Here is a 23,547-nt window from a genome sequence, read left to right as displayed (position 1 = left end):
CTGTGACCCCGACCGACGCCCTGCGGGCCCAGCAGCACGAGTGCGCCGACCGGATGCGCACACCGGCCGTGCTGCTGGACGTCGGCGAGCCCGACTCCGCATACGAGTACGCGTACGCGTACGACTCCGCGTACGAGTACGCCATCGACACGGCCCGTTCCGGGCCGGCCCTGACGGATGAGGTCCGCCGGCGTACCGGCCATCGGCCGATGGCCGGACTCATCGCGGCGAAGAGCACGGTCGCCGCCGAGCGCGGGGTGCGGATCGACCTCACCGGCGGTCCCTCGCTCGGTGACGACCCGCCCCACCGGCTCCGGCTGCTGACCGTCGTCGGCCACCTGCTCGACAACGGCATCGGCACGAGGGCCGAGGCCCCGTCCCCCCGCGGCGGGCGCCGGGTGCGGCTGACGGTGGCCGAGAACGACCGGCGGATCACCGTGCGCGCGGCGGACAACGGTCCGGGCGTGCCGCCCGGCACCGCCGGGTCGATCTTCGAGGACGGCTGGTCGCCCCGCCCCGGCCGGGGCGCCGCCCGCCGCGGGCCGGCCTGGCCCGGGTGCACCGGCTGGTGCGGCGGCACGGCGGCACCATCACCGTCGCGGAGGGGCCGGGCGCGGTCCTCACGGCCGTACGGCCGCTGCCGGACGCCACGTCCGCCCCGCGGAGCGCACTGTTCACGACGGCATTGTCCTGGGAGGTGAGGGCCGATGATCCGGACCCTGGTGGTGGACGACGACTTCCGGGTCGGGCAGATCCACGCCAACTACGTGCGTCGGGTCGAGGGCTTCGAGGTGGTGGGCAGGGCGGCCACCGTGGCCGAGGCGCTGGCGACGGTCCGTGCGCTGCGGCCCGACCTTCTGCTGCTGGACGTCTTCCTGCCCGACGGCAGCGGGCTGGACGTGCTGCGGCAGCTCAGCCAGGACCAGGGCGAAGCCCGCCCCGACGCCCTGATGATCACCGCCGACCACGACATGTCCTCCGTCCGTGCCGCGATGAAGCTCGGCGCCGTCGGCTACCTGGTGAAGCCCTTCGGCTCCGCGGACCTCACCGAACGGCTCACCGGCTACCGCCGGCTCCACGACCGCGTGGACGCGCTCAGCCGGACGACCGCCGCCGACCAGTCCGACGTGGACGCCCTGTTCAGCGCCGCCCGCCCGCCCGCCATGCCCCGGTCCCCGGCCAAGGGCCACTCCGCGCACACCCTCACCGCGATACAGCGGGCCGTGCACACGGCAGGCACCGCTCTGTCGGCCGCCGAGACGGCCGAGAGGACCGGCGTCTCCCGCGCCACGGCCCAGCGGTACCTGTCCTACCTGGTCAAGGAGGGATCGGTCCGGCTGGAACTGCGCTACGGCACGACCGGCCGTCCCGAGCACCGCTACCGCATCGCCCGCTGACGTCGGGCCACGGCACCCCCGGACAACAGGTCACGCTCGCCGCGCTGCGGTGTCCGGCCCGGCCCTCGGACCTCGGCCCGCTCAGGTCCCCGCCCCGTGCCGCGGTCTCCAGCCCTGACGCCGCAGCACCTCCGCCACGTCCGGTGCCTCGTAGTGCTCCCCCTTGAGGACCTTGCCGTCGGCCCGGCGCGCGACCTGGCCGTCGGGGCCCAGCTTGGTCATGTTGGAGCGGTGGATCTCGGCGATCACCTGGTCGAGGTCGATGCCGTGCACCAGGGCCGTGCCGTACGCGACGTAGACCACGTCCGCGAGCTCGTGCGCCAGCCGGTCCAGCGGGCCGCTCACCGAGACCTCGGCGACCTCCGCGGCCTCCTCCGCGAGCAGTTCCCCGCGGTGCGCGGCCAGCTCCGAGGGCACCTCCGTCGGGGTGTCACGGGCGTCGAGACCGAAGGCGTGATGGAACTCACGGACCAGGCGGGCGGGCGAGGAACTCATGCGCCCGACTGTATCGGTGGCCACCGACGCCCCGGCCGCTGTGGTCCCCGCCCTGTTCAGCGGCCCGTTCGGCCTGGCAGGATCGCCGCCATGTCCAGGCTCTCCTTCCACCTCGACCGGCGGCGCGCGCTGTGGTCCGCGGCCGCCGGCACGGTCGTGCTCGGGCTGCTGCTGTGGTGGCTGCTGCCGCTGGGCGAGGAACCGCCGAGCGGGACGATCACCTTCAGCACCGGAACGACGGCCGGTGTCTACCAGGAGTACGGCAGCAGGCTGCGCACCGAGCTGGCCAAGGACATGCCCGGGCTCAAGGTGAACCTGCTGGACAGCAACGGCTCGGGGGAGAACGTCCAGCGGCTGGTCAGCGGCCGGGCCGACGTCACCATCGCCGCGGCCGACGCGGTGGCGACGTACGAGTCCGACCATCCGGGCTCGGTGTCCCGGCTGCGCGGGGTCGCCCGGCTGTACGACGACTACGTGCAGCTGGTCGTGGCGCGCGACTCGGACATCCGGACGGTCGCCGACCTGCGCGGCAAGCGGGTGGCGACGGGGCTGCCCCGCTCGGGTGTGCGGCTGATCGCCAACCGGGTGCTGGAGGCGGCCGGCCTGGACCCCGACCGGGACGTCACGGCGGTGTCCGAGGGCATCGACACCGGGCCGCGGCGGCTGCGGGACGGGAAGATCGACGCCTTCTTCTGGTCCGGCGGAGTGCCCACCAGCGGCCTGCGGGAACTGGCCGACACCTTCACGTTCCGGTTCGTGCCGATCGACGCGGACCTGGTGGCCCGGATGCACCACAAGGACGAGGCGACCAGCTACTACCGCGCGACGAACATGCCCGAGTCGGCCTACCCCACGATCCAGAACGGTGCCGCCGTGCCGACCATCGCGGTGTCCAACCTGCTGGTCACCCGGACCGACATGGATCCCCGGCTGGCCGAGTGGCTGACCCGGACGGTACTCAAGAGCCGTGACGAGATCGGCGCCCACGTCCACTCCGCGCAGCTGGTCGACCTGCGCACGGCGATCTACACCGACCCGCTGCCGCTGCACGAGGGGGCCCGCCGCTACTACCGGTCGGTCAAGCCGTGAGCCGCGTCCGCTTGCCCGGCCCCGGCCCCGGCGGCCGTGGCCGGGCCCGTCCGGGCTCCACCGTCCCGCGGCGGTCCGGCGGCGCCGCGGTCCGCCCGCGGCCGCTCTCCATGCTGCCGCCGCTCTACGTCCCCGCCGACCGCGGCACCCGTACGGTGGCCGTCAGCCCACGCGGCTCGTGGTGGCCGTAAGTCAGCGTGCCGCCGCCGGCCGCGAGCAGCGCGCGGGAGATGGACAGACCGAGGCCGGAGCCCTTGACGTTCTGATGGCGGCTGCTGCGCCAGAAGCGGTCGCCGATGCGGGAGAGTTCCTCGTCGGTCAGCCCGGGTCCGCGGTCGCTGACGACGACGGTCGCGGTGTCGCCGTCGGCGGCGACCTCCACCTCGACGGTCTCCCCCGACGGCGTGAACTTGACCGCGTTGTCGATGACGGCGTCCAGCGCGCTGGACAGGGTGACCGGGTCGGCCCAGGCGGTGACGGGCGGGCAGGTGCCGGCCAGCCGCACTCCCTTGGCCTCGGCGGTCGGCGCCCAGGCTGCCACGCGCTCGGCGGTCAGCGCACCGATGTCGGTGATGCCGAGGTCGGCCTCGGTGTGCTCGGCCAGCGCCAGGTCCAGCAGGTCGTCCAGGACCTCGGCCAGGCGCTTGCCCTCGGCCTGGACCGAGGCGATCTCCTCGTTGCCCTCGGGTAGTTCGTAGGCCAGCAGTTCGATCCGCAGCAGCAGCGCAGCGAGCGGGTTGCGCAACTGGTGCGAGGCGTCGGCGACGAAGGCGCGCTGCTGCTCCAGCACATCCTCGACGTGGTCCGCCATCTCGTTGAACGACCGGGCCAGCCGCTGGAGTTCCGGGGGACCGCCGGCCGCCGCGACCCGCGACTTCAGCCGCCCGGTGGCGATGTCGTGGGTGGTGGCGTCCAGGATGCGCACCGGGCGCAGCACCCAGCCGGTCAGCCGCAGCGCGGCCCCGATGGCGAGCAGCATCGCGGCGATCTCGCCGGCGCCGATGATCAGCCAGCCGTGCAGGATGCGCGAGCGCATCGGCCCGGTGGGCGAGTCGGTGACCACGACCGCGATGACGTCGCCGTCCCGGATGACGGGCGAGGCGACGACCAGGTGGCGGCGCTCCCAGGGCCACACCTGTTGGGGGTCGTGGCTGCGCCGGCTGAGCAACGCCTCCTTGAAGGCGTCCCGCACCTCGCCCGTTTCGGGGAGGAACCAGTCCTTCGGCGCCTGAGCCATGGGGGTATCCGTGCGGTAGAAGACACCGGCACGAATGCCGTAGACATCGTGGTAACTGTCGAGTTCGCGGCTGAGCATCTCGCGCCGCTCGTTCATGGTCGTCGAAGTGGTGCCGTTGGCGTCGGTGGCGGCCGTGACGAACTGGGCGAGGGCCGCGAACCGCGCGGTGTCGTCGATCCGGTCCACGACCACCCGCTGCTGCTCGGCGCCGGCCACGCTGACGGCGAGCGGGACGCCGAGGGCCAGCAGCACGGCCGCCATCAGCACGATCAGCAGCGGCAGGAGTCGGGTGCGCACCCGTCCCCGCTAGCCGGCCGGGGCGACGAGGCGGTAGCCGACGCCGCGCACGGTCTCGATCAGTGCGGGCATGCGCAGCTTGGCCCGCAGGGAGGCGACGTGCACCTCCAGAGTGCGTCCGGTCCCCTCCCAGCTGGTGCGCCATACCTCGCTGATGATCTGCTCCCGGCGGAACACCACCCCGGGGCGCTGGGCGAGCAGGGCGAGCAGATCGAACTCCTTGCGGGTGAGCTGCACGACCGTGCCGTCCACCGTGACCTTCCGGGTGGGCAGGTCGATCTCCATCGGGCCGAGCCGCAGCATGCTGTCGGTACCGGTGACGGCCTCCTCCTGGACGGTGCGCCGGCTGACGGCGTGGATCCGGGCCAGCAGCTCTCCGGTGTCGTACGGCTTCACCACGTAGTCGTCGGCGCCCAGGTTGAGGCCGTGGATGCGGGAGCGCACGTCGGAGCGGGCGGTCACCATGATCACCGGGGTGCCGGTGCGCTTGCGGATCTTGCCGCACACCTCGTAGCCGTCCTGGTCGGGCAGCCCCAGGTCGAGCAGGACGACACCGAACCCGGCGCCCTCGGGCACCAGCGCCTGGAGGGCCTCCTCACCGCTGCGCGCGTGGGTGACGTCGAACCCGTGCCGCTTGAGCACCGCGGACAGTGCGGCGGCGACGTGGTTGTCGTCCTCGACGAGCAGCAGTCTCATCCGGTCCTCCTCCTGTTCGTCGTGGGTACGGCTGGACTCGGCCAGAAAGGCGTACGATTCGGGCATGCCCTGCGGGGCATTCCCACGCGCGGGTGCACGATGGCAGTCACGCTGATGGACGAGGACGCCGTCAAGAGGGTTCCGGTTGCGCACCGCTTCCGTTATCCGCCCGATACGCGCGCAGGTCACAAGTGCTACGACACGTGTCCGATCGCTATCGGATCGTGACCCTCAGATTCCCCTCAGATGTAATGACGCTGGTCGGGGGTGGTTACTACTGTCCTCCGAAACCCGAGGAGGACGGAGCCCGAGAGCGATGAAAGAAGTATCGGTGGCCAAGGAAGACATGGCCGCGTCCGACGATCTCGTCGCCCTGAAGAGCGTCAACAAGCACTTCGGCGCGTTGCACGTTCTCCAGGACATCGACCTCACGATCGCACGTGGTGAAGTCGTCGTCGTCATCGGGCCGTCCGGGTCCGGCAAGTCGACCCTGTGCCGCACCATCAACCGCCTGGAGACGATCGACTCGGGCACGATCACCATCGACGGCCGGCCGCTGCCCCAGGAGGGCAGGGAGCTGGCCCGGCTGCGCGCCGACGTCGGCATGGTGTTCCAGTCGTTCAACCTGTTCGCGCACAAGACGGTGCTCGAGAACGTGATGCTGGGCCAGATCAAGGTCCGCAAGAGCGACAAGAAGAAAGCCGAGGAGAAGGCGCGTGCGCTCCTCGACCGGGTCGGCGTGGGTACCCAGGCCGACAAGTACCCGGCGCAGCTCTCGGGCGGCCAGCAGCAGCGTGTGGCGATCGCGCGGGCGCTGGCCATGGACCCGAAGGTCATGCTCTTCGACGAGCCGACCTCGGCCCTCGACCCCGAGATGATCAACGAGGTGCTGGAGGTCATGCAGCAGCTGGCCCGGGACGGCATGACCATGATCGTGGTCACCCATGAGATGGGGTTCGCGCGATCGGCCGCCAACCGCGTGGTGTTCATGGCGGACGGCCGCATCGTCGAAGAGGCTACGCCGGACCAGTTCTTCAGCAACCCGCGCAGCGACCGTGCGAAGGACTTCCTCTCGAAGATCCTCCACCACTGACGGAGCGCCATGACGCCTCGCGTCATCCGCACCGACGGCCCGCATCAGACACCACCCGAAGGATGTTCACCATGAAGCTCCGCAAGGTCACCGCCGCTTCGGCTGCCGTGCTCGTTCTCTCCCTCGCCGCCACCGCCTGCGGCTCCGACGACAAGGACGACTCGGGCAGCGGGTCGTCCGGCGGCAACGGCACGATCAAGGTCGGCATCAAGTTCGACCAGCCCGGCCTGGGTCTGAAGACGCCGAGCGGCTACTCGGGCTTCGACGTCGATGTCGCGACCTACGTCGCCAAGGAGCTGGGCTACAAGCCGGACCAGATCGAATGGGTCGAGACCAAGAGCGCCGACCGTGAGAACGCCCTCAAGCGCGGGGACGTGAAGTTCATCGCGGCCACCTACTCGATCACCGAGAAGCGCCAGAAGGAGGTGGACTTCGCCGGTCCCTACCTGCTGGCCCACCAGGACCTGCTGGTCAAGCAGGACGCGAACATCTCGCAGGGCACCGACCTCAACGGCAAGAACCTGTGCTCGGTGACCGGCTCGACCTCGGCGCAGAACGTCAAGGACAAGATCGCCCCGAAGGCCAACCTGAAGAACTACAGCTCCTACTCGGAGTGCATCGCGGGTCTGCAGCGGGGTTCCGTGGACGCGGTCACCACGGACGACTCGATCCTCGCCGGCTACGCCGCCCAGGACCAGTACAAGGGCCAGTTCAAGCTGGCCGGTCTGAAGCTCAGCAACGAGAACTACGGCATCGGCGTCAAGAAGGGCGACACCGAGCTGGTCAACAAGATCAACGCCGCGCTGGAGAAGATGGTCAGCGACGGCACCTGGCAGAAGGCGGTCGACGACAACTTCGGCCCGGCGAACTACACGCCCGAGAAGGCGCCGCAGATCGGCCAGATCGTCAAGTAACCCGGACCCGCGGCCCAGTCAGCGGCCCAGTCATACGGGGCACCACCGGCACGCCGCCGTCCGTCGCGATCAGGGCGGCGGCGCGCCTTTCCCTCCCCATACGCCACACACCCGGAAGCGCGGGAGATCGTGTTCGACTTTCTTGAAGGTTACGACGTCCTAGGGGCGTTCTGGACAACGGTGCAGCTGACCGTGCTGTCCGCCGTGGGCTCCCTGGTGTGGGGCACCCTGCTGGCCGCGATGCGGGTCAGTCCGGTCCCGCTGATGCGCGGGTTCGGCACCGCCTACGTCAACTTCGTCCGGAACATCCCGCTGACGGTCATCATCCTGTTCACCTCGCTCGGCCTCGCCGACATCTTCGGTGTCACCATGGGCACCTCGAACTTCGAGGACCAGGGCTTCCGGCTCGCGGTGCTCGGCCTGGTCGCCTACACGTCGGCCTTCGTGTGCGAGGCGATCCGGTCCGGCATCAACACGGTGCCGCTCGGTCAGGCGGAAGCGGCTCGCGCCATCGGACTGACCTTCACCCAGACCCTGACGCTGATCATCCTGCCGCAGGCGTTCCGCTCGGTGATCGGCCCGCTGGCCAACGTGCTGATCGCGCTCACCAAGAACACCACGGTGGCGGCCGCCATCAGCGTCGCGGAGGCCGCCGCGCTGATGAAGACCATGATCGAGAACGAGGCCCAGACCGTGCCCATCGGCCTGGTGTTCGCCTTCGGTTTCGTGGTTCTGACCCTCCCCACGGGCCTCTTCTTCGGCTGGCTCAGCAAGCGACTGGCGGTGAAGCGATGAGTTCGGTCCTCTACGACACGCCGGGGCCCCGCGCCAAGCGGCGCAACCTGGTCCTCTCGGTCGTCTTCTTCGCCCTGCTGGCCGCGCTGGCCTGGTGGATCTACAAGACGATGGACGACGAGGACCAGTTCGCCTCCGCCCTCTGGGAGCCGTTCATCAAGGCCGAGGCGTGGGACACCTACCTGCTGCCCGGTCTCGCCAACACGCTGAAGGCGGCGGCGCTGGCCATGGTGATCGCCCTGCCGCTGGGCGCGGTCTTCGGCATCGCACGGCTGTCCGACCATCGCTGGGTGCGGACCGTGTCCGGTGCGGTGGTGGAGTTCTTCCGGGCCATCCCGGTGCTGCTGCTGATGCTGTTCGCCAACGAGTTCTTCGCCCGTTCCACCAACGTCAGCAGCGAGGACCGGCCGCTCTACGCGGTCGTCACCGGCCTGGTCCTCTACAACGCCTCGGTGCTCGCCGAGGTCGTCCGCGCCGGCATCCTGTCCCTGCCCAAGGGGCAGACGGAGGCCGCGTACGCCATCGGTCTGCGCAAGGGCCAGACGATGAAGAACATCCTGCTGCCGCAGGCCGTGACCGCGATGCTGCCGGCCATCGTCAGCCAGCTCGTCGTCATCGTGAAGGACACCGCACTGGGCGGTGTGATGATCGGTTTCGACGAGCTGCTCAACTCGCGCGGCACCCTCGCGGCGTTCTACGCCAACGTGATCCCCAGCTTCATCGTGGTCGCGGCCCTCTTCATCGTGCTGAACTTCGCCCTCACCAGCTTCGCCGGCTGGCTGGAGGCCCGGCTGCGGCGCAGCAAGCGCGGCACCGGCGCGGTACTCGGCGCCGAGGACGTGGAGGAGATGAACGCCGCCGAGGTCGGCGCTCCGCACGGAAAGGGTACTTCCGCCTGACGTCCGGTCACACGGCATGAGCTGTACGGGGGCAGTGGCACGCGCGCCACTGCCCCCGTCGCTTGACGCAAACAGCGCCAATGGGTTGCATACGTTGTGTGATCGTGCACCCTGCTCCTGCCTGTAGTTCACCTACGTCCCTGAGGGCATCGTCACGGGCAGGGGGCGCGGCGCCGTGGACCCGGTGATCATCGTCGGAGCGGGGCCCGTGGGGCTGACGCTCGCTCTGGCGCTGGCGCGTCAGGAGGTGCCCTCGGTCGTCCTGGACGAGGGGCCGGGCAAGGACGAACCACGCCTCGCCCGCACCGTCGTGCTGCGCGAGGACACCACCGCTCTCCTGGAGCGGCTCACCGGGGCCTCGCTCGGCGCGGCGGGCACCCACTGGGCCGGCTGGCGGTCCGTGCGGCGGCGCCAGGTGACGCGCGAGGTCGCCTTCGGCGACGACGACGGCGGGCCCGCGCCGCTGCACATCGCCCAGCACGTGCTCACCGACGCCCTGCGCGCCGCGGTCGCCCGCGAGCGGCTCGTCAAGGTCGCCGTGGACAGCCGGCTGGACGACATCGAGCAGGAACCGTCCGGTGTCACCGCCCACACCCGCGACCCCGGGGGCACCTGGTGGCGCGGCGGCTACCTGGTCGGCTGCGACGGCCCCCGCTCCACGGTCCGCAAGCTGCAGGACATCCGCTTCCCCGGCCGCACGGCGGTGGAGCGACACGCCGTGGCCGCCCTGCAGGTGGAACTCCCTTGGGAGGGGCGGGCGTTGCTCCATCGGACGCCGCCGTGGCGGGCGTCCGGACCGTCGGCCGGAGAGGTGACCGCCCGCCCGCTGCCGGACGGCGTCTGGCGCCTGGACTGGCTGCTCCCGCCCGGCAAGGACCTGGTCACGCCCGAGCTGCTGCTGGCCCGGATCCGCGAGACGCTGGACGGCTGGAGCGACGGCCCGGCACCGGCGTACGAGCTGCTGGACACCGGCGTCCACATCGTGCACCACCGGCTGGCCCGCCGCTGGCGCGCCGGGCGGGTGTTCCTGGCCGGGGACGCCGCCCATCTGATGGGCGCGTTCGGCACCCAGGGGCTGGAGGAGGGCCTGCGGGACGCCGACAACCTCGCCTGGAAACTGGCGGCGGCCTGGCACCACGGGCCGCACGAGTCTTTGCTGGACAGCTATCAGACGGAGCGGCGGGCATCCGTCGCCGCCCGGCTGCGCGCCGCCGACCAGGTGCTGCCGCTACTGCGCGGCACCAGCGGCATAAGGTCGTACGTCCCCGGAGCCGGCCGGGGGCACGACGCGCTGCTGGCCGACGGTCATCTCGGCCGGGGCCCGCTGGGCGCGCCCGGCACCTATGCGGGCTCCCCGCTGGCGCCCGGGGTCCTGGAGGGCGAGGTACCGGTCGGCACGGCACCCGGCGCTCCGGTGACGGACGTGCGGGTGACCGCGGAGGACGGCACGTTCGTCCGGCTGCGGGAACGGCTGGGCCGGGGCGCCCTGCTCGTCGTACTCGTCGCCCCCGGCACGGGCGTGTGGGAGCGCAGGCACTGGATGGGGGCCGGGCTCATGCCCCGGCTCGCCGCCGCGGTGGCCGCACTGCCCCATCCGGCCGAGCTGCTGGTCACCGAGAGCTACCCGGGGGCCGCCGCCCACACCGTCCTGCTGGTCCGCCCCGACGGGCATCTGGTCACCGCGCTGAACGGCGTCCGCCCGACCGACCTGTACGCGGCGGCCGAGGCGGTGCTGGGCGGACCGGCGAGCACCGAGGCGGAGGCCGGCGCCGGGGCGAGGGCGGGTTCGGCGGCGCCTTAGCCGGGAGGCCGGGGATCTCGACGGCACCGGGCGGGGGCCGGCCGGTGGTGTTCCGAACCGACGGGCCGCGACGGTGTCTCGTGCGGGCGTGGAACGCGCCCTGTGGCGGAGGTGGCTCCGCCGGGGCCGGGCCGGCTTCTCGGGCGCGGTCGGCACACCCGCGCTTCCGCCTGCCCTGAGCCGGTCACATCGTGGGCCGGGCCGGGGGGCCGCTCTCAGAACTCCTCGCCGTCGAGGAACTCGGTGTCCTCGCCCTCCTCCTCCAGCGCCTGGCGGACCACCCGCAGGGCCATGCCCTCGGGATAGCCCTTGCGGGCGAGCATGCCGGCGAGGCGGCGGATCCGTCTGTCGCGGTCGAGACCGCGGGTGGCGCGCAGCTTCCGGCCGACGAGCTCACGCGCGGTCGCTTCCTCCTGCTCGGAGTCCAGCTGGGAGACGGCCTCGTCGATCAGCGTCGAGTCGACGCCCTTGGTCCGCAGCTCCCGCGCGAGCGCGCGGCGCGCCAAGCCCCGACCGTGGTGCCGGGACTCCACCCACGCGTCGGCGAAAGCACTGTCGTCGATCAGGCCGACCTCCTCGAACCGCGCGAGCACCTCCTCCGCCACCTCGTCCGGGATCTCCCGCTTGCGCAGGGCGTCGGCGAGCTGCTTGCGCGTGCGCGGGGTCCCGGTGAGCAGACGCAGACAGATCGCCCGTGCCCGCTCAGCCGGGTCCCCTGAAGACTCCCCCTGCTCGGCCCTCGACGAGGAGGAGGTGCCTTCGCCTTCAGCGGGTGGCCGCGCGGAGCGACGTCCGCGACGGCCCGCCCGCCCACGCGGCACGCCGTCACGCGTGCCCGCGTGAGCGTCGTCGCCCGTCCACGCCGGGCCCGTCTCGCTGCCCGCCCACCTCTGCGGACCGTCGCGGACAGTGCGCTCGGACAAGTCGGTTCGCCACGCTTTCGCATCGGACACGGTACGGATCAGCCCTTGGCGGCCGCGGCCTTGGTCTTGGTGGCCTTGGCGGCGGGGGTGGGCACCGCCTTGGCGGCCTCGTCCGCGGAGGCGCCCGTGGACGAGGCGGCATCCGCGCCGGGCTCCGTGGTGGGCTCCTGCGGACGCACGCCGACGCCCAGCTTCTCCTTGATCTTCTTCTCGATCTCGTTGGCGAGATCGGGGTTGTCCTTCAGGAAGTTGCGGGCGTTCTCCTTGCCCTGGCCGAGCTGGTCGCCCTCGTACGTGTACCAGGCACCGGCCTTGCGGACGAAGCCGTGCTCCACGCCCATGTCGATCAGGCCGCCCTCGCGGCTGATGCCCTGGCCGTAGAGGATGTCGAACTCGGCCTGCTTGAAGGGCGGCGCGACCTTGTTCTTGACGACCTTGCAGCGGGTGCGGTTGCCGACCGCCTCCGTGCCGTCCTTCAGCGTCTCGATGCGGCGGATGTCGATGCGCACCGAGGCGTAGAACTTCAGCGCCCGGCCACCGGTCGTGGTCTCCGGGGAGCCGAACATCACGCCGATCTTCTCGCGCAGCTGGTTGATGAAGATCGCCGTGGTCTTGGACTGGTTGAGCGCGCTGGTGATCTTCCGCAGGGCCTGGCTCATCAGACGGGCCTGCAGACCCACGTGGCTGTCGCCCATCTCGCCCTCGATCTCCGCGCGCGGCACGAGCGCGGCGACGGAGTCGATGACGATGAGGTCGAGGGCGCCGGAGCGGACCAGCATGTCCACGATCTCCAGGGCCTGCTCGCCGTTGTCGGGCTGGGAGAGGATCAGGTTGTCGATGTCGACGCCGAGCTTCTTCGCGTACTCGGGGTCGAGGGCGTGCTCCGCGTCCACGAAGGCCACCTGGCCGCCGGCCTTCTGGGCGTTGGCCACGGCGTGCAGGGTCAGTGTGGTCTTACCGGAAGACTCTGGTCCGTAGATCTCCACGACACGGCCGCGCGGCAGGCCGCCGACGCCGAGCGCCACGTCGAGCGCGGTCGACCCGGTCGGGATGACCTCGATGGGCTCCTTCGACCGCTCGCCCATGCGCATGACCGCGCCCTTGCCGAATTGCCGTTCAATCTGTGCGAGAGCGGCATCCAGGGCCTTCTCGCGGTCGGTTCCTGCCATGGGTTCCACCCGGTTTGCTGTAGTCGATCGCTTCACGTCAATGACGCTAACGCCTGCCACTGACAATGCGCCCTGACGCTGGTCCGGCCTGTGGATAACTCAGTGGCATCTCCGCCCGAAACGGGATGAAAAGACCACCGAGGATCTCGCCGGCACCTCCCATGAGAATGGATGTTCGATTTTCGTGTCAAGCGCACCACGCGGCACTCCGAGCGTACGACCGCGTCCGCCCCGAGCCGGGAAATCCCCGGAAACCACGCCGGTCGATCCCCACGCGGCTAGAGTCCGGAGTCGAAGCGACGCACAGGGGGCACCGTGGCCAAGGTCAGCATCAGTCTCGACGCCGAGCTGGTGGTGGAGGTGATGGTCCTCGCCGGGGTGGGGTCACCCCAGGACGCCATCGAGCTGGTGGTCCGGGACTACATCGCCCGAGGCCATCGCACGGAGGCCCGCACCGAGCTTCGGGACCAGGCCCTGCGTCAGGCCGACGTCAAGCCCCAGGACACGCAGGGCTGAGCCGGCCGCGCACCCGGGGTCGACGGGGTCGAGGGCCTGCCGCCGACGACCGCGGACCCGGCGGGCACACGCTCACGACTCGGGCTCGGTCGCCCGAGCCCCGGCTCTCGCACCCGCCCACAGACGCCGTGCGCGCTGCAGGGAGTTCGCCCGGCCGACCCGTCGGCCACGGTCCCGGTGGCCGTGGACACGAGGGTCGTCGGTGACGTCGTACCGCTTGACGTAGGCGCCGAGGAACGCCTGGAGCGTGGCGACCGCCGGGATGGCGATCAGCGCACCCACCGCACCGAGCAGGGCGGTGCCGGCGACCACCGAACCGAAGGCGACGGCCGGGTGGATGTCGACGGTCTTCGAGGTCAGCTTGGGCTGCAGCATGTAGTTCTCGAACTGCTGGTAGACCACGACGAAGACCAGCACCCACAGGGCGTACCACGGGTCGACGGTGAAGGCGATCAGCATCGGCAGGGCGCCCGCCAGATAGGTCCCGATGGTGGGGATGAACTGCGACACCACCCCGACCCACACACCGAGCACCGGCGCGTACGGGATCTCCAGGGCCTGCAGCAGTATGTAGTGCGCGATGCCCGAGATCAGCGCCATCAGTCCGCGCGAGTACAGGTAGCCGCCGGTCTTGTCGACGGCGATCTCCCAGGCGCGCAGCACCTCTGCCTGACGCGCGGGCGGCAGCACCGAGCACAGCGCGCGCCGCAGCCGCGGCCCGTCGGCGGCGAAGTAGAACGAGAACAGCGTGACCGTCAGCAGTTGGAAGAGCCCGCCGAGGACCTGCGCGGAGACGTCCAGGACACCGGCGGCGCTGTTCCGCGCATAGCGTTTCAGCCAGTCCGAGCGGAGCAGGCCCTCCTGGATGTCGACGCGTCTGAGTTCGGTGTGGAAGGTGGTGTTGATCCAGTTGATGACGGAGTCCAGATACGCCGGGAACCCCTCGATCATCTTGATGATCTGCCCCGCCAGCATCGAGCCGAGCAGCGTGAAGAACCCGGCCACCACGACCAGCAGGGCGAAGAAGACCAGGAACGTGGCGAGCCCTCTGCGCATACCGCGCGCGGCCATCCGGCTCACCGCGGGCTCGATGGCGAGAGCCAGGAAGAACGCGATGAGGACGTTGATCAGCAGACCCGTCAGCCGGTGGAAAGCCCAGGTCCCGAGCTGGAACGCGCCGATGAACGCGAGCCCCAGTGCCATGGCCCGCGGCAGCCAGCGCGGCATGCGCCGACTCGGCGGGGTGCCGCCGTCGGCCGCGGGCCGGGCGGACGGCTGCGCGCCGGGAGAGGGGGCGGGCCGGTCGATCCGACCGATGTCGTCAGTGGGTGCCACGGACCAAGTCTCGCCCACGCCACCGACTACCGGACGCATACGTACGATCTTCGTTACGGATCAACGCTTCTCCTGCGGAACGTTCATCACCGTGCAGACCACGCGCCACACGTCCTTCGCGTCCCAGCCGGCCGCCAGCGCCTCGTGCACCGTCCGTTCACCGAGCTGCGACATCACGTGATCGCGCGCGAAGGTGTCGGCGTATCCCGCACCGAAGTGCTCCGCCATCCGTTGCCAGAAGACCGTCAACCGCATGACATCAGTATCCCGCGCCCGGGGGTGGCCCCGCCCCAGGCCGCCTGCCGGGGCCGCCCCGCACCCTACGGTCTGACCCATGGCCGAAAACGGAGCATCCCCACTCCCCCCGACGCCCCCGGCGCACTCCCCGCTCTTCCGCGCCGAGCATTTCGTGTGGCTCACCGCGCGCGTACTGGAGCAACGCCTCTTCGCCCATCTCTTCCTCAACGGCGGTGCCGATCCCGTCGACACCGCCCTCGACGCCTACCGCAACGAGGACGGCGGGTACGGTCACGCGCTCGAACCCGATCTGCGCGGCCCCGTCAGTCAGCCCCTCCACACCGCGCACGCGCTGCAGGTCCTGGACTCCATCGGGCGGTGCGGCGGACAGCGCGTGGAGCGGGTGTGCCGCTATCTGACGTCCGTGTCCACTCCGGAGGGCGCCCTGCCGGCGATCCACCCCGGCCAGCGCGGCTATCCCGCCGCGCCCTTCCTCCCGATCGTGGACGATCCGCCCGGCGACCTGCTGGCCACCGGTCCGGTGGTGGGCACGCTGCACCGCAACGAGGTGTGGCACGCCTGGCTGTTCCGGGCGACCGAGTTCTGCTGGCGGGCGGTGGAGGCCCTGGAGAAGTCCCACCCGTACGAGGTGGAGGCGGCCGTGGCCTTCCTGGACTCCGTGCCCGACCGGGCCCGCGCGGAGGTCGCCGCCGACCGCCTGGGCCGTCTGGTGCGCGAGCAACGGCTCGCCGTGCTCGACCCGGACCGCCTGGCGGACCACCCGGTCGCGCCCGGCTACGCCCCCGAGGAGCACCACTTCCCGCACGACTTCGCGCGCTCCCCGCGGTCCCTCGCGCGCGCGTGGTTCACCGACGACGAGATGGCCCGCTCGCTGGACTTCCTGGCGGCCGAGCAGCAGGAGGACGGCGGCTGGCCGGTCCGCTGGCGTCGCTGGGCGCCCGGCACGGTCCTGGAGGCACGCCCCATCGTGACCATCAGGGCCCTGCGCACCCTCCGGGCCCACGGGCGGGTCATCGGCTGACCGACCTGCCCGACCCGCCGCCGAACGGCCTCACGGGGCCGTTCGGCTGGCGAAGGGCTCGCCCTGGTGGCTGCCGAGCAGGCACACGCGCGTGCGCCGGAGCACGAGCGGTGCGCAGTCAGCCGTCAGGGGCCGACGGACGGGTGACGGACGGGTGACGGACGCGTACGGGCGGCCGGGGCCGGGGCTGCGGTCGCGCGGGCCGCAGGCCGCAGGCCGCAGGCCGCAGGCCATGCTCGACCGACAGCGCCGTTCCAGGTCCAGGTCCAGGTCCAGGCACCCGCATACGCCGAAGGGGGCCGCGCCGCAGCCGACTGGGCCCCCGTCGGCTGCGGACACGCGCGCCGGGTTCGGCGCCGTCAGCCGCCGCCCAGGGCACGCACCCCCGCCGTCACCACCACGGCCGCGGCGACGATCAGCAGGAACGGCGCCCGCAGCAGAAGTGCCACGGCCGCCGCCACGAGCCCGGCCGACCGCGCGTCCACCACGAGCGCGTGCCCGTCGGTGAACGTCTGCTGCGCGGTGAGCGCGGCCAGAAGGGCGACGGGCAACAGGGCCGAGAGCCTCCTCACCCCGGGTCGTTCGAGCACCCCCGCCGGAACGAGCAGTCCGGCGAGCTTGACGGCGTAGCAACCGAGGGCGGTCACGCCGATCGCTGTCCAGACGTTCACGGCCGACCTCCCCGCGCACCGTCGCGGGTGGCCCGGCGCCGCCCCTGCGCCCACAGCACGACCGGTGCCGCCAGCGCGGCGACCAGCACGGGTACCCCGGCCGGCAGTACCGGCAGCAGCCCCAGCCCGAGCAGCACCGCGAGGGCCGCGACGGCCCGCTCGGTGGTGGTCGTCAGCATGGGTGCCAGCAACGCCAGGAAGACGGCGGGTCCGGCCGCGTCCAGCCCCCAGGCGGCGGTGTCCCCGATGGCCTCGGCGCCCAGAGCGCCCAGCAGCGTGGTGAGGTTCCACAAGGCGTACAGGCTGAGCCCGGTCACGGCGAAGCCGATCCGGGCGCCACGCCGGTCACGCTGCGCCAGGGAGACGGCCGTCGTCTCGTCGATGACCCACTGGGCGGCGAACGGGCGTACCGCGCGCGGGAGTGCGAGCAACTGGGACAGGCGCAGTCCGTAGAAGGCGTTGCGCACCCCGAGGAAGAAGGCGCCCGCTGCCGCGGTGAACGGATTGCCGCCCGCCGCCAGCGCTCCCACGAGCGCGAACTGGGAGGCACCGGTGAACACCAGGAGGCTGAGCGCACAGGTCTGCCACACGGACAGTCCGCTGCCGGCCGAGGTCACGCCGAAGGCGAACCCGGACAGCCCCACGGCGATACCGACTCCCAGTGCGTCCCGGACGACGGCGCCGTCCGGCCTCGCGGCGCCGTCGGCGCCTATGTCTGCTCGTAGTGTCTGTTCTGCCACCCGTCGGACGATAGGCGCGGCCGGGACGGAGCGTCTTGTACGTTCTTGCGCTCCCGCTGGTAGGCGCCCGGCGGGACGCCCACGATCCGGGCGAAGTGGCGGTTGAGGTGCGGCTGGTCGGTGAAGCCGACGGTGACGGCGGCCTCGGCGGGCGTTGTCCCGGTGTCCAGCAGCAGGCGCGCACGGCGCACCCGGGCGTCGGTGAGCCAGGTGTGGGGTGGCATGCCGTAGGCGTCCCGGAAGGCGCGCAGGAGCGCGAACGGGCTGGTGCCGAGGTCGGCGGCGAGTCGTTCCAGGGTGGGTGGGTCGGCCATCCGGTCCTCCAGTTCCGCACGCGCGCGTGCGGCGATCCGCGCTCCCGCGGTTCGTACCGTCCGGGAGGGCAGCGGACCTCCGTTCAGCCGCAGCAGCCGGGTCACGGCGACCCGCAGCAGCGTGTCGGCGGCCAGGGCGTTGCCTTCGTCGGCGGCCCGCAGTACGCGGTGCACCAGTGTCGCGGCGTACGGGTCGTCGAGGACCGGGCTGATGAATCCGGGGGTGCCGCGCAGTGTCGTCGTCTCGGCCGCGATGGCGGTCACGACCTCCGGCGAGGGGTAGACCGCGCCGTACCGCCAGCCCTCGGGCACGCCGGCCCGTCCGGTGTGGGGGGTGTCCGGATTGACGAGGGCGAGGGCGCCGGCCGGGACGTACTGGTCCGCGCCGCGATGACGGAAGACCTCCACGCCCTCGGCGATGGCGGCGATCACGAACTGCTCGTGGGTGTGGCGCACGAACGTCTTGTGGACGTAGCGGGCACGCAGCAGGTCGACGCCCGGCAGCTCCGCGTACCGCCAGTGCCGTGCCCTCTCCCCCGTACCTGCCATGCCCCCATTCTCCGCCACTCCTCCCTGCCGACCCGGACCGCACATCCCTACCGACCGGACCGCACGCCCCCGCCGACGGGCCGGCACATCACCACCGAGAGGCCGGCACGTCCCCCACCGACCGGCGCACGCGACCCGCCGCCGAGGGCCCGGCCCCGGGCTCCGCAGCCCGCCCGACAACCCGGAATCGCAGTCCCCCGCCCGACCCGACGCCCCGTCCGGGGCACGGCTCCCACGCCCCTCACACCCCCCGCGTCCCCGCAGGCCCGGGCCGTTGTCAGTGGCCGGGTGCAGGATGGACGCATGGTCAGCTCCGCACACCGAGCCCTGGACGGCTTCTCCCCCGCGACCCGCGGCTGGTTCACGGGGGCGTTCTCCGCGCCCACGGCGGCCCAGGCCGGCGCGTGGCAGGCCATCCGGGAAGGCTCGGACGTGCTCGTGGTGGCCCCGACCGGCTCCGGAAAGACCCTGGCCGCCTTCCTCGCCGCGCTCGACCAGCTGGCGTCGGCGCCCCCGCCGGCCGACCCGAGGAAACGCTGCAGAGTGCTCTACGTGTCCCCGCTCAAGGCCCTCGCGGTGGACGTGGAGCGCAATCTGCGCAGTCCGCTGACCGGCATCCGCCAGGAGTCGGTCCGCCTGGGCCTGCCCGAGCCCGAGGTGAAGGTGGGCATCCGCTCCGGCGACACCCCGGCCGCCGAGCGCCGAGCACTGTCGACACGCCCGCCGGACATCCTGATCACCACGCCGGAGTCCCTGTTCCTGATGCTCACGTCGGCCACGCGGGACGCGCTGACCGGCGTGGAGACGGTGATCCTGGACGAGGTGCACGCGGTCGCTGGCACCAAGCGCGGCGCGCACCTCGCACTGTCCCTGGAGCGGCTGGACGAGCTGCTCCCGAAACCGGCCCGCCGTGTCGGGCTGTCGGCGACCGTCCGCCCGGTCGACGAGGTCGCCCGCTATCTGTCCCCCCGCCGCAAGGTGGAGATCGTCCAGCCGGTGTCGGGCAAGGAGTTCGACCTCTCGGTCGTCGTGCCGGTCGAGGACCTGGGCGAACTGGGCGGCTCACCGGTCGCCGACGGCTCACAGGGCGCCGAGCGCCCGTCGATCTGGCCGCACGTGGAGGAGCGGATCACCGATCTGGTCCAGGCGCACCGCTCCACGATCGTCTTCGCCAACTCGCGCCGCCTGGCCGAGCGCCTGTGCAACCGGCTCAACGAGATCGCCTACGAGCGGGCGACCGGCGAGACGCTGGAGGAACATCACACACCCGCCCAGCTGATGGGCGGCTCGGGCGCCGCCCAGGGCGCTCCGCCGGTCATCGCGCGCGCCCACCACGGCTCGGTCTCCAAGGAGCAGCGGGCCCTGGTGGAGGAGGACCTGAAGGCGGGCCGCCTGCCCGCCGTGGTCGCCACCTCCAGTCTGGAGCTGGGCATCGACATGGGCGCCGTGGACCTCGTCGTCCAGGTGGAGTCCCCGCCCTCGGTCGCCTCCGGTCTGCAGCGCGTCGGCCGCGCGGGCCACCAGGTGGGCGCGGTGTCCACCGGTGTGGTGTTCCCCAAGTACCGGGGTGACCTGGTGCAGGCCGCCGTGGTCACCGAGCGGATGCGGCAGGGGGCCATCGAGTCCCTCCGGGTTCCCGCCAACCCGTTGGACGTCCTGGCCCAGCAGCTGGTGGCGATGACGGCGATGGACGCCTGGCAGTTCGACGACCTGCTGGCCACGGTCCGCCGCGCCGCCCCCTTCGCCTCACTGCCGGAGTCCGCGTTCACGGCGACCCTGGACATGCTGGCCGGCCGTTACCCCTCGGACGCCTTCGCCGAACTGCGCCCGCGCGTGGTGTGGGACCGCGTCACCGGCACGGTCACCGGACGCCCCGGCGCCCAGCGCCTGGCCGTCACCTCCGGCGGCACCATCCCCGACCGCGGGCTGTTCGGCGTGTTCCTGGCCGGGGCGGACCCGAAGAAGGGCGGCGGCCGGGTCGGTGAGCTGGACGAGGAGATGGTCTACGAGTCCCGCGTGGGCGACGTCTTCACCCTCGGCACCAGTTCCTGGCGCATCGAGGACATCACTCGCGACCGCGTCCTGGTGTCCCCGGCGCCCGGGGTTCCGGGACGGCTGCCCTTCTGGAAAGGCGACCAGCTGGGCCGCCCGCTGGAGCTGGGCCGGGCGGTGGGGGCGTTCCTGCGCGAGGTCGGCTCCCTGTCCGAGGAAGACGCCCGGCTGCGCCTGCTCACCGCGGGACTGGACGCGTGGGCCGCCGACAACGTGCTCTCCTACCTCCGTGAACAGCGCGAGGCGTGCGGCCACGTCCCGGACGACCGCACGATCGTCGTGGAGCGCTTCCGCGACGAGCTGGGCGACTGGCGGGTCGTCGTCCACTCCCCGTTCGGCGCCCAGGTGCACGCTCCCTGGGCGCTCGCCCTCGGTGCCCGCCTCAGCGAGCGGTACGGCATGGACGCCCAGGTCATGCACGCCGACGACGGCATCGTGCTGCGCCTGCCCGATGCCGATCTCATGGGTCTGGACTTCCTCGACCAGGATCCGGCGAAGGCCGGCTCGCCGGTCCACGCGGCGGCCGACGCCGACGGGGCCCCGGTCGGTGCGGCGGATGTCGTCTTCGACAAGGGTGAGGTCGACCAGGTCGTCACCGACCAGGTCGGCGGCTCGGCCCTGTTCGCCTCCCGCTTCCGGGAGTGCGCGGCCCGCGCGCTGCTGCTGCCGCGCCGCAACCCCGGAAAGCGCACCCCGTTGTGGCAGCAGCGCCAGCGCGCCGCCCAGCTGCTCCAGGTGGCGAGCGAGTTCGGCTCGTTCCCGATCGTCCTGGAGGCGGTCCGCGAGTGTCTCCAGGACGTCTTCGACGTTCCCGGCCTGGTCGAGCTGATGGGCGACGTGGAGTCCCGCAAGGTGCGCCTGGTCGAGGTCACCACCCCCGAGCCGTCACCCTTCGCGCGCTCCCTGCTGTTCGGCTACGTCGCCCAGTTCCTGTACGAGGGCGACTCGCCGCTGGCCGAGCGCCGTGCCGCCGCGCTCTCTCTGGACTCCCGGCTGCTGGCCGAACTGCTGGGCCAGGCCGAGCTGCGCGAGCTGCTCGACGCGGAGGAGCTGGCGGAGCTGGAGCGCGAGCTGCAGTGGCACACCGAGGACCGCCGTGCCAAGGACGCCGAGAGCGTCGCCGACCTGCTGCGTCTCCTCGGTCCGCTCACCGACGCCGAACTGGCCGAGCGGGGCGCCGAGGCCCCGTGGGCGCAGGAGCTGGCGGCCGCACGTCGCGTCATCCGGGTGCGCGTCGCGGGGGCCGACCACTGGGCGGCGATCGAGGACGCGGGCCGGCTGCGCGACGCTCTGGGCACCGCCCTGCCGGTGGGTGTCCCCGAGGCCTTCACCGAGCCGGTGAAGGACCCCCTCGGTGACCTCCTCGCGCGCTATGCCCGCACCCACGGCCCGTTCACCTCGGCCACCGCCGCCGCCCGCTTCGGTCTGGGCGTCGCGGTCACCGAGGGGGCGCTGCAGCGACTCGCGGCGAGCGGCCGGATCGTCCAGGGCGAGTTCCATCCGGCCGGCATCGGCCAGGAGTGGTGCGACGCGGCCGTGCTGCGCCGTCTGCGCCGCCGCTCCCTGGCCGCGCTCCGCCATGAGCTGGAGCCGGTACCACCGGCCGCCCTCGCCCAGTTCCTGCCGCAGTGGCAGCACATCGGCAAGGGCCACGCCCTGCGCGGCGCCGACGGGCTGGTGCGGGCCGTCGAGCAGCTCCAGGGCGCCTCGGTGCCCGCCTCGGCCCTGGAGAAGCTGGTCCTCCCCTCCCGGGTCACCGGCTACACCCCGGCGCTGCTCGACGAGCTCACCGCCGCCGGGGAGGTCGTCTGGGCCGGAGCGGGTGCCCTGCCCGGCAAGGACGGCTGGGTCTCGCTCTACCTGGCGGACGCGGCGCCGCTCCTGCTGCCGCCACCGCACCCTCTGGAACCGACCGCGCTGCACCAGTCCGTCCTGGACGCCCTCTCCGGCGGCTACGGCCTGTTCTTCCGCCAGATCGCCGACCAGGTCCGGGCCACCGGGCACCCCGACGTCACCGACCCCCAACTGGCCGACGCCGTCTGGGACCTCGCCTGGTCGGGCCGGCTCACCAACGACACGCTCGCCCCCATGCGCTCCCTGCTCGGCTCCGGCCGGACAGCGGGCGCGACGGCCCACCGGGCCAAGCGGGCGGCCCCGCGCGGCCGCTACGGCTCGCTGACGGCCGCCGCCCGCCCGGTCTCCCGCAGCGGCCCGCCGACCGTCGCCGGCCGCTGGTCGCTCCTTCCGGCCCAGGAGCCGGACCCCACCGTCCGCGCCCACGCCCTGGCACGCGCCCTCCTCGACCGGCACGGCGTGGTGACCCGGGGCGCGGTCGCCGCCGAAGGCGTCGAGGGCGGCTTCTCGGCGACGTACCGCGTGCTGTCCGCCTTCGAGGAGACCGGCCAGGCCCGACGCGGCTACGTGGTGGAGGGCCTCGGCGCCGCCCAGTTCGCCATGGACGGTGCCGTCGACCGCCTGCGCGCGGTGGCCAACGCCCGCGAGCGAGGCGACGGCCGTCCAGTCCCGGGCTCGTCCGGCACCGGCACCGGTGGCACGGAACCGTACGCGCCCACGGTCACCGGGTCGCCGGGCACGCTCCCCTTCCACGACACCCCCGGCTTCGGCTCGCCGGCGCCGTACGAGACACTCGACGGCTTCCACGATCTCGACGCCTCCCACCCCTCCGGCCGCCGACCGGGCTTCGCCGATCTCCCGGCCGCACCGGGTGACCACGTCTCCCCGCGCGACCTGGCGGCCCCCGGCGCCGGCGGTCCGCGCGGCGGCGCCTCGTCCCCGTATGCCTCGGCGTATCCACACCGGGGCCGTCAGGACTCCCCCGCTCCCTCCGGAGCCGTCGTCCTGGCGGCGGCCGACCCAGCGAACGCGTACGGCTCCGCGCTGCCCTGGCCCGAACCCCCGACGGGTGCCGGCCACAAGCCGGGGCGCAAGGCGGGTTCCCTGGTGGTCCTCGTCGACGGCGAGCTGACGCTGTACATGGAGCGCGGCGGCAAGACCCTGCTCGCCTGGCCCGCCCACCCCGGGGACGCGACCGCGCCCGCCGACGACCCGCGGCTGCGCGCAGCCGCCGAGGCCCTCGCCGCTGCGGCCCGCGCCGGCTCCCTCGGCACGGTCACGGTGGAGCGGGTCAACGGCGCCTCGGCCCTGACCTCCCCGGTCGGCGCCCTCCTCGAAGGATCGGGGTTCATCGCCACCCCGCGCGGCCTGAGACTGCGCGCATGAGCGCCCTCCCCGCGCGCGTGCCCGGCCGCTCCCCCACGGTCCCCGT

General features: G+C 72.5%; 21 protein-coding genes. 11 read left to right on the top strand and 10 right to left on the bottom strand.

All coding sequences use genetic code 11. The annotated features are described in order from the left end of the window. Nucleotides 1-2: 2 nt before the first annotated feature. Nucleotides 3-701 carry a sensor histidine kinase gene (locus tag ACSLTV_RS25775; protein ID WP_435612975.1) on the top strand — a complete coding sequence of 233 codons (699 nt, stop codon included), beginning with the start codon at nt 3-5 and terminating at the stop codon, nt 699-701. A gap of 6 nt (nt 702-707) precedes the next feature. After that, nucleotides 708-1,397, top strand: coding sequence for a response regulator (locus ACSLTV_RS25770; protein ID WP_435612974.1), 690 nt, complete (start codon nt 708-710; stop codon nt 1,395-1,397). 81 nt (nt 1,398-1,478) lie between these two features. On the opposite strand, the gene ACSLTV_RS25765 is transcribed toward ACSLTV_RS25770, so the two are convergent. After that, nucleotides 1,479-1,892 (bottom strand): MazG nucleotide pyrophosphohydrolase domain-containing protein, encoded by a 414-nt coding sequence (locus tag ACSLTV_RS25765; RefSeq protein WP_432136274.1) that lies wholly within the window; start codon nt 1,890-1,892, stop codon nt 1,479-1,481. Nucleotides 1,893-1,982: 90 nt separating this feature from the next. Between ACSLTV_RS25765 and ACSLTV_RS25760 the strand changes: the two genes are divergently transcribed. Then, nucleotides 1,983-2,981 carry a TAXI family TRAP transporter solute-binding subunit gene (locus tag ACSLTV_RS25760; RefSeq protein ID WP_432158100.1) on the top strand — a complete coding sequence of 333 codons (999 nt, stop codon included), beginning with the start codon at nt 1,983-1,985 and terminating at the stop codon, nt 2,979-2,981. 124 nt (nt 2,982-3,105) lie between these two features. Here the strand turns inward: ACSLTV_RS25760 and ACSLTV_RS25755 are convergent, their stop codons facing one another. After that, entirely contained in the window at nt 3,106-4,515 is a 1,410-nt protein-coding gene (locus tag ACSLTV_RS25755) for a sensor histidine kinase (protein ID WP_432136272.1), read from the bottom strand. A 9-nt stretch (nt 4,516-4,524) separates the two neighbouring features. Then, the gene (locus ACSLTV_RS25750; RefSeq protein ID WP_432136384.1) at nt 4,525-5,211 is read right to left on the bottom strand and encodes a response regulator transcription factor; all 687 of its coding nucleotides are present in this window, start codon (nt 5,209-5,211) and stop codon (nt 4,525-4,527) included. Nucleotides 5,212-5,527: 316 nt separating this feature from the next. On the opposite strand from ACSLTV_RS25750, the gene ACSLTV_RS25745 reads away from it, so the two are divergent. The 5 genes from ACSLTV_RS25745 (at nt 5,528) to ACSLTV_RS25725 (ending at nt 10,713) form a co-directional block, all read left to right on the top strand. Then, on the top strand, nt 5,528-6,304 hold the full coding sequence (locus ACSLTV_RS25745) for an amino acid ABC transporter ATP-binding protein (protein WP_432158101.1): 777 nt from the start codon (nt 5,528-5,530) through the stop codon (nt 6,302-6,304). Nucleotides 6,305-6,375: 71 nt separating this feature from the next. Further along, entirely contained in the window at nt 6,376-7,218 is an 843-nt protein-coding gene (locus tag ACSLTV_RS25740) for a glutamate ABC transporter substrate-binding protein (RefSeq protein ID WP_435612973.1), read from the top strand. A 129-nt stretch (nt 7,219-7,347) separates the two neighbouring features. Beyond that, nucleotides 7,348-8,013: an amino acid ABC transporter permease gene (locus ACSLTV_RS25735; protein WP_432158102.1), complete on the top strand. Its 666-nt coding sequence runs from the start codon at nt 7,348-7,350 to the stop codon at nt 8,011-8,013. Beyond that, on the top strand, nt 8,010-8,912 hold the full coding sequence (locus ACSLTV_RS25730; RefSeq protein ID WP_432136268.1) for an amino acid ABC transporter permease: 903 nt from the start codon (nt 8,010-8,012) through the stop codon (nt 8,910-8,912). Before ACSLTV_RS25735 ends, ACSLTV_RS25730 begins: the two co-directional genes overlap by 4 nt. A 175-nt stretch (nt 8,913-9,087) precedes the next feature. Continuing rightward, complete coding sequence (locus ACSLTV_RS25725; RefSeq protein WP_432136267.1) at nt 9,088-10,713, top strand: FAD-dependent monooxygenase; 1,626 nt, start codon at nt 9,088-9,090, stop codon at nt 10,711-10,713. A gap of 215 nt (nt 10,714-10,928) precedes the next feature. Here the strand turns inward: ACSLTV_RS25725 and recX are convergent, their stop codons facing one another. Further along, on the bottom strand, nt 10,929-11,636 hold the full coding sequence (gene recX, locus ACSLTV_RS25720; protein ID WP_432136266.1) for a recombination regulator RecX: 708 nt from the start codon (nt 11,634-11,636) through the stop codon (nt 10,929-10,931). A 38-nt stretch (nt 11,637-11,674) separates the two neighbouring features. Next, nucleotides 11,675-12,805 (bottom strand): recombinase RecA, encoded by a 1,131-nt coding sequence (gene recA, locus ACSLTV_RS25715; RefSeq protein ID WP_432158103.1) that lies wholly within the window; start codon nt 12,803-12,805, stop codon nt 11,675-11,677. 315 nt (nt 12,806-13,120) lie between these two features. On the opposite strand from recA, the gene ACSLTV_RS25710 reads away from it, so the two are divergent. Continuing rightward, a complete protein-coding gene (locus ACSLTV_RS25710) occupies nt 13,121-13,321 on the top strand; it encodes a DUF2191 domain-containing protein (protein ID WP_432136264.1) in 201 nt (66 codons plus the stop codon). A 72-nt stretch (nt 13,322-13,393) separates the two neighbouring features. Here ACSLTV_RS25710 and ACSLTV_RS25705 read toward each other — a convergent pair whose 3' ends face one another. Both ACSLTV_RS25705 and ACSLTV_RS25700 read right to left on the bottom strand, forming a co-directional pair. Continuing rightward, on the bottom strand, nt 13,394-14,656 hold the full coding sequence (locus ACSLTV_RS25705) for an AI-2E family transporter (RefSeq protein WP_432136263.1): 1,263 nt from the start codon (nt 14,654-14,656) through the stop codon (nt 13,394-13,396). A 60-nt stretch (nt 14,657-14,716) separates the two neighbouring features. Then, a complete protein-coding gene (locus tag ACSLTV_RS25700) occupies nt 14,717-14,911 on the bottom strand; it encodes a DUF3046 domain-containing protein (RefSeq protein ID WP_432136262.1) in 195 nt (64 codons plus the stop codon). Nucleotides 14,912-14,990: 79 nt separating this feature from the next. On the opposite strand from ACSLTV_RS25700, the gene ACSLTV_RS25695 reads away from it, so the two are divergent. Beyond that, complete coding sequence (locus tag ACSLTV_RS25695) at nt 14,991-15,935, top strand: hypothetical protein (protein WP_432136261.1); 945 nt, start codon at nt 14,991-14,993, stop codon at nt 15,933-15,935. Nucleotides 15,936-16,294: 359 nt separating this feature from the next. Here the strand turns inward: ACSLTV_RS25695 and ACSLTV_RS25690 are convergent, their stop codons facing one another. From ACSLTV_RS25690 to ACSLTV_RS25680, 3 genes are read right to left on the bottom strand one after another with little or no spacing between them, the layout of a single operon-like run. Further along, nucleotides 16,295-16,606 (bottom strand): AzlD domain-containing protein, encoded by a 312-nt coding sequence (locus ACSLTV_RS25690; protein ID WP_432136260.1) that lies wholly within the window; start codon nt 16,604-16,606, stop codon nt 16,295-16,297. Beyond that, nucleotides 16,603-17,346: an AzlC family ABC transporter permease gene (locus ACSLTV_RS25685; protein WP_432136259.1), complete on the bottom strand. Its 744-nt coding sequence runs from the start codon at nt 17,344-17,346 to the stop codon at nt 16,603-16,605. The genes ACSLTV_RS25690 and ACSLTV_RS25685 overlap by 4 nt, the downstream gene beginning before the upstream one ends. Beyond that, complete coding sequence (locus ACSLTV_RS25680; protein ID WP_432136258.1) at nt 17,316-18,209, bottom strand: AraC family transcriptional regulator; 894 nt, start codon at nt 18,207-18,209, stop codon at nt 17,316-17,318. The genes ACSLTV_RS25685 and ACSLTV_RS25680 overlap by 31 nt, the downstream gene beginning before the upstream one ends. Before the next feature lie 303 nt (nt 18,210-18,512). On the opposite strand from ACSLTV_RS25680, the gene ACSLTV_RS25675 reads away from it, so the two are divergent. Continuing rightward, nucleotides 18,513-23,501 carry an ATP-dependent helicase gene (locus ACSLTV_RS25675; RefSeq protein WP_435612972.1) on the top strand — a complete coding sequence of 1,663 codons (4,989 nt, stop codon included), beginning with the start codon at nt 18,513-18,515 and terminating at the stop codon, nt 23,499-23,501. The last annotated feature ends 46 nt before the right edge of the window (nt 23,502-23,547 follow it).

The sequence above is a fragment of the Streptomyces sp. bgisy159 genome (assembly GCF_965341775.1).
GTDB lineage: Bacteria > Actinomycetota > Actinomycetes > Streptomycetales > Streptomycetaceae > Streptomyces.
Note: the sequence above shows the minus strand (reverse complement) of the source record. Positions and strands in the feature narration are given on the sequence as shown.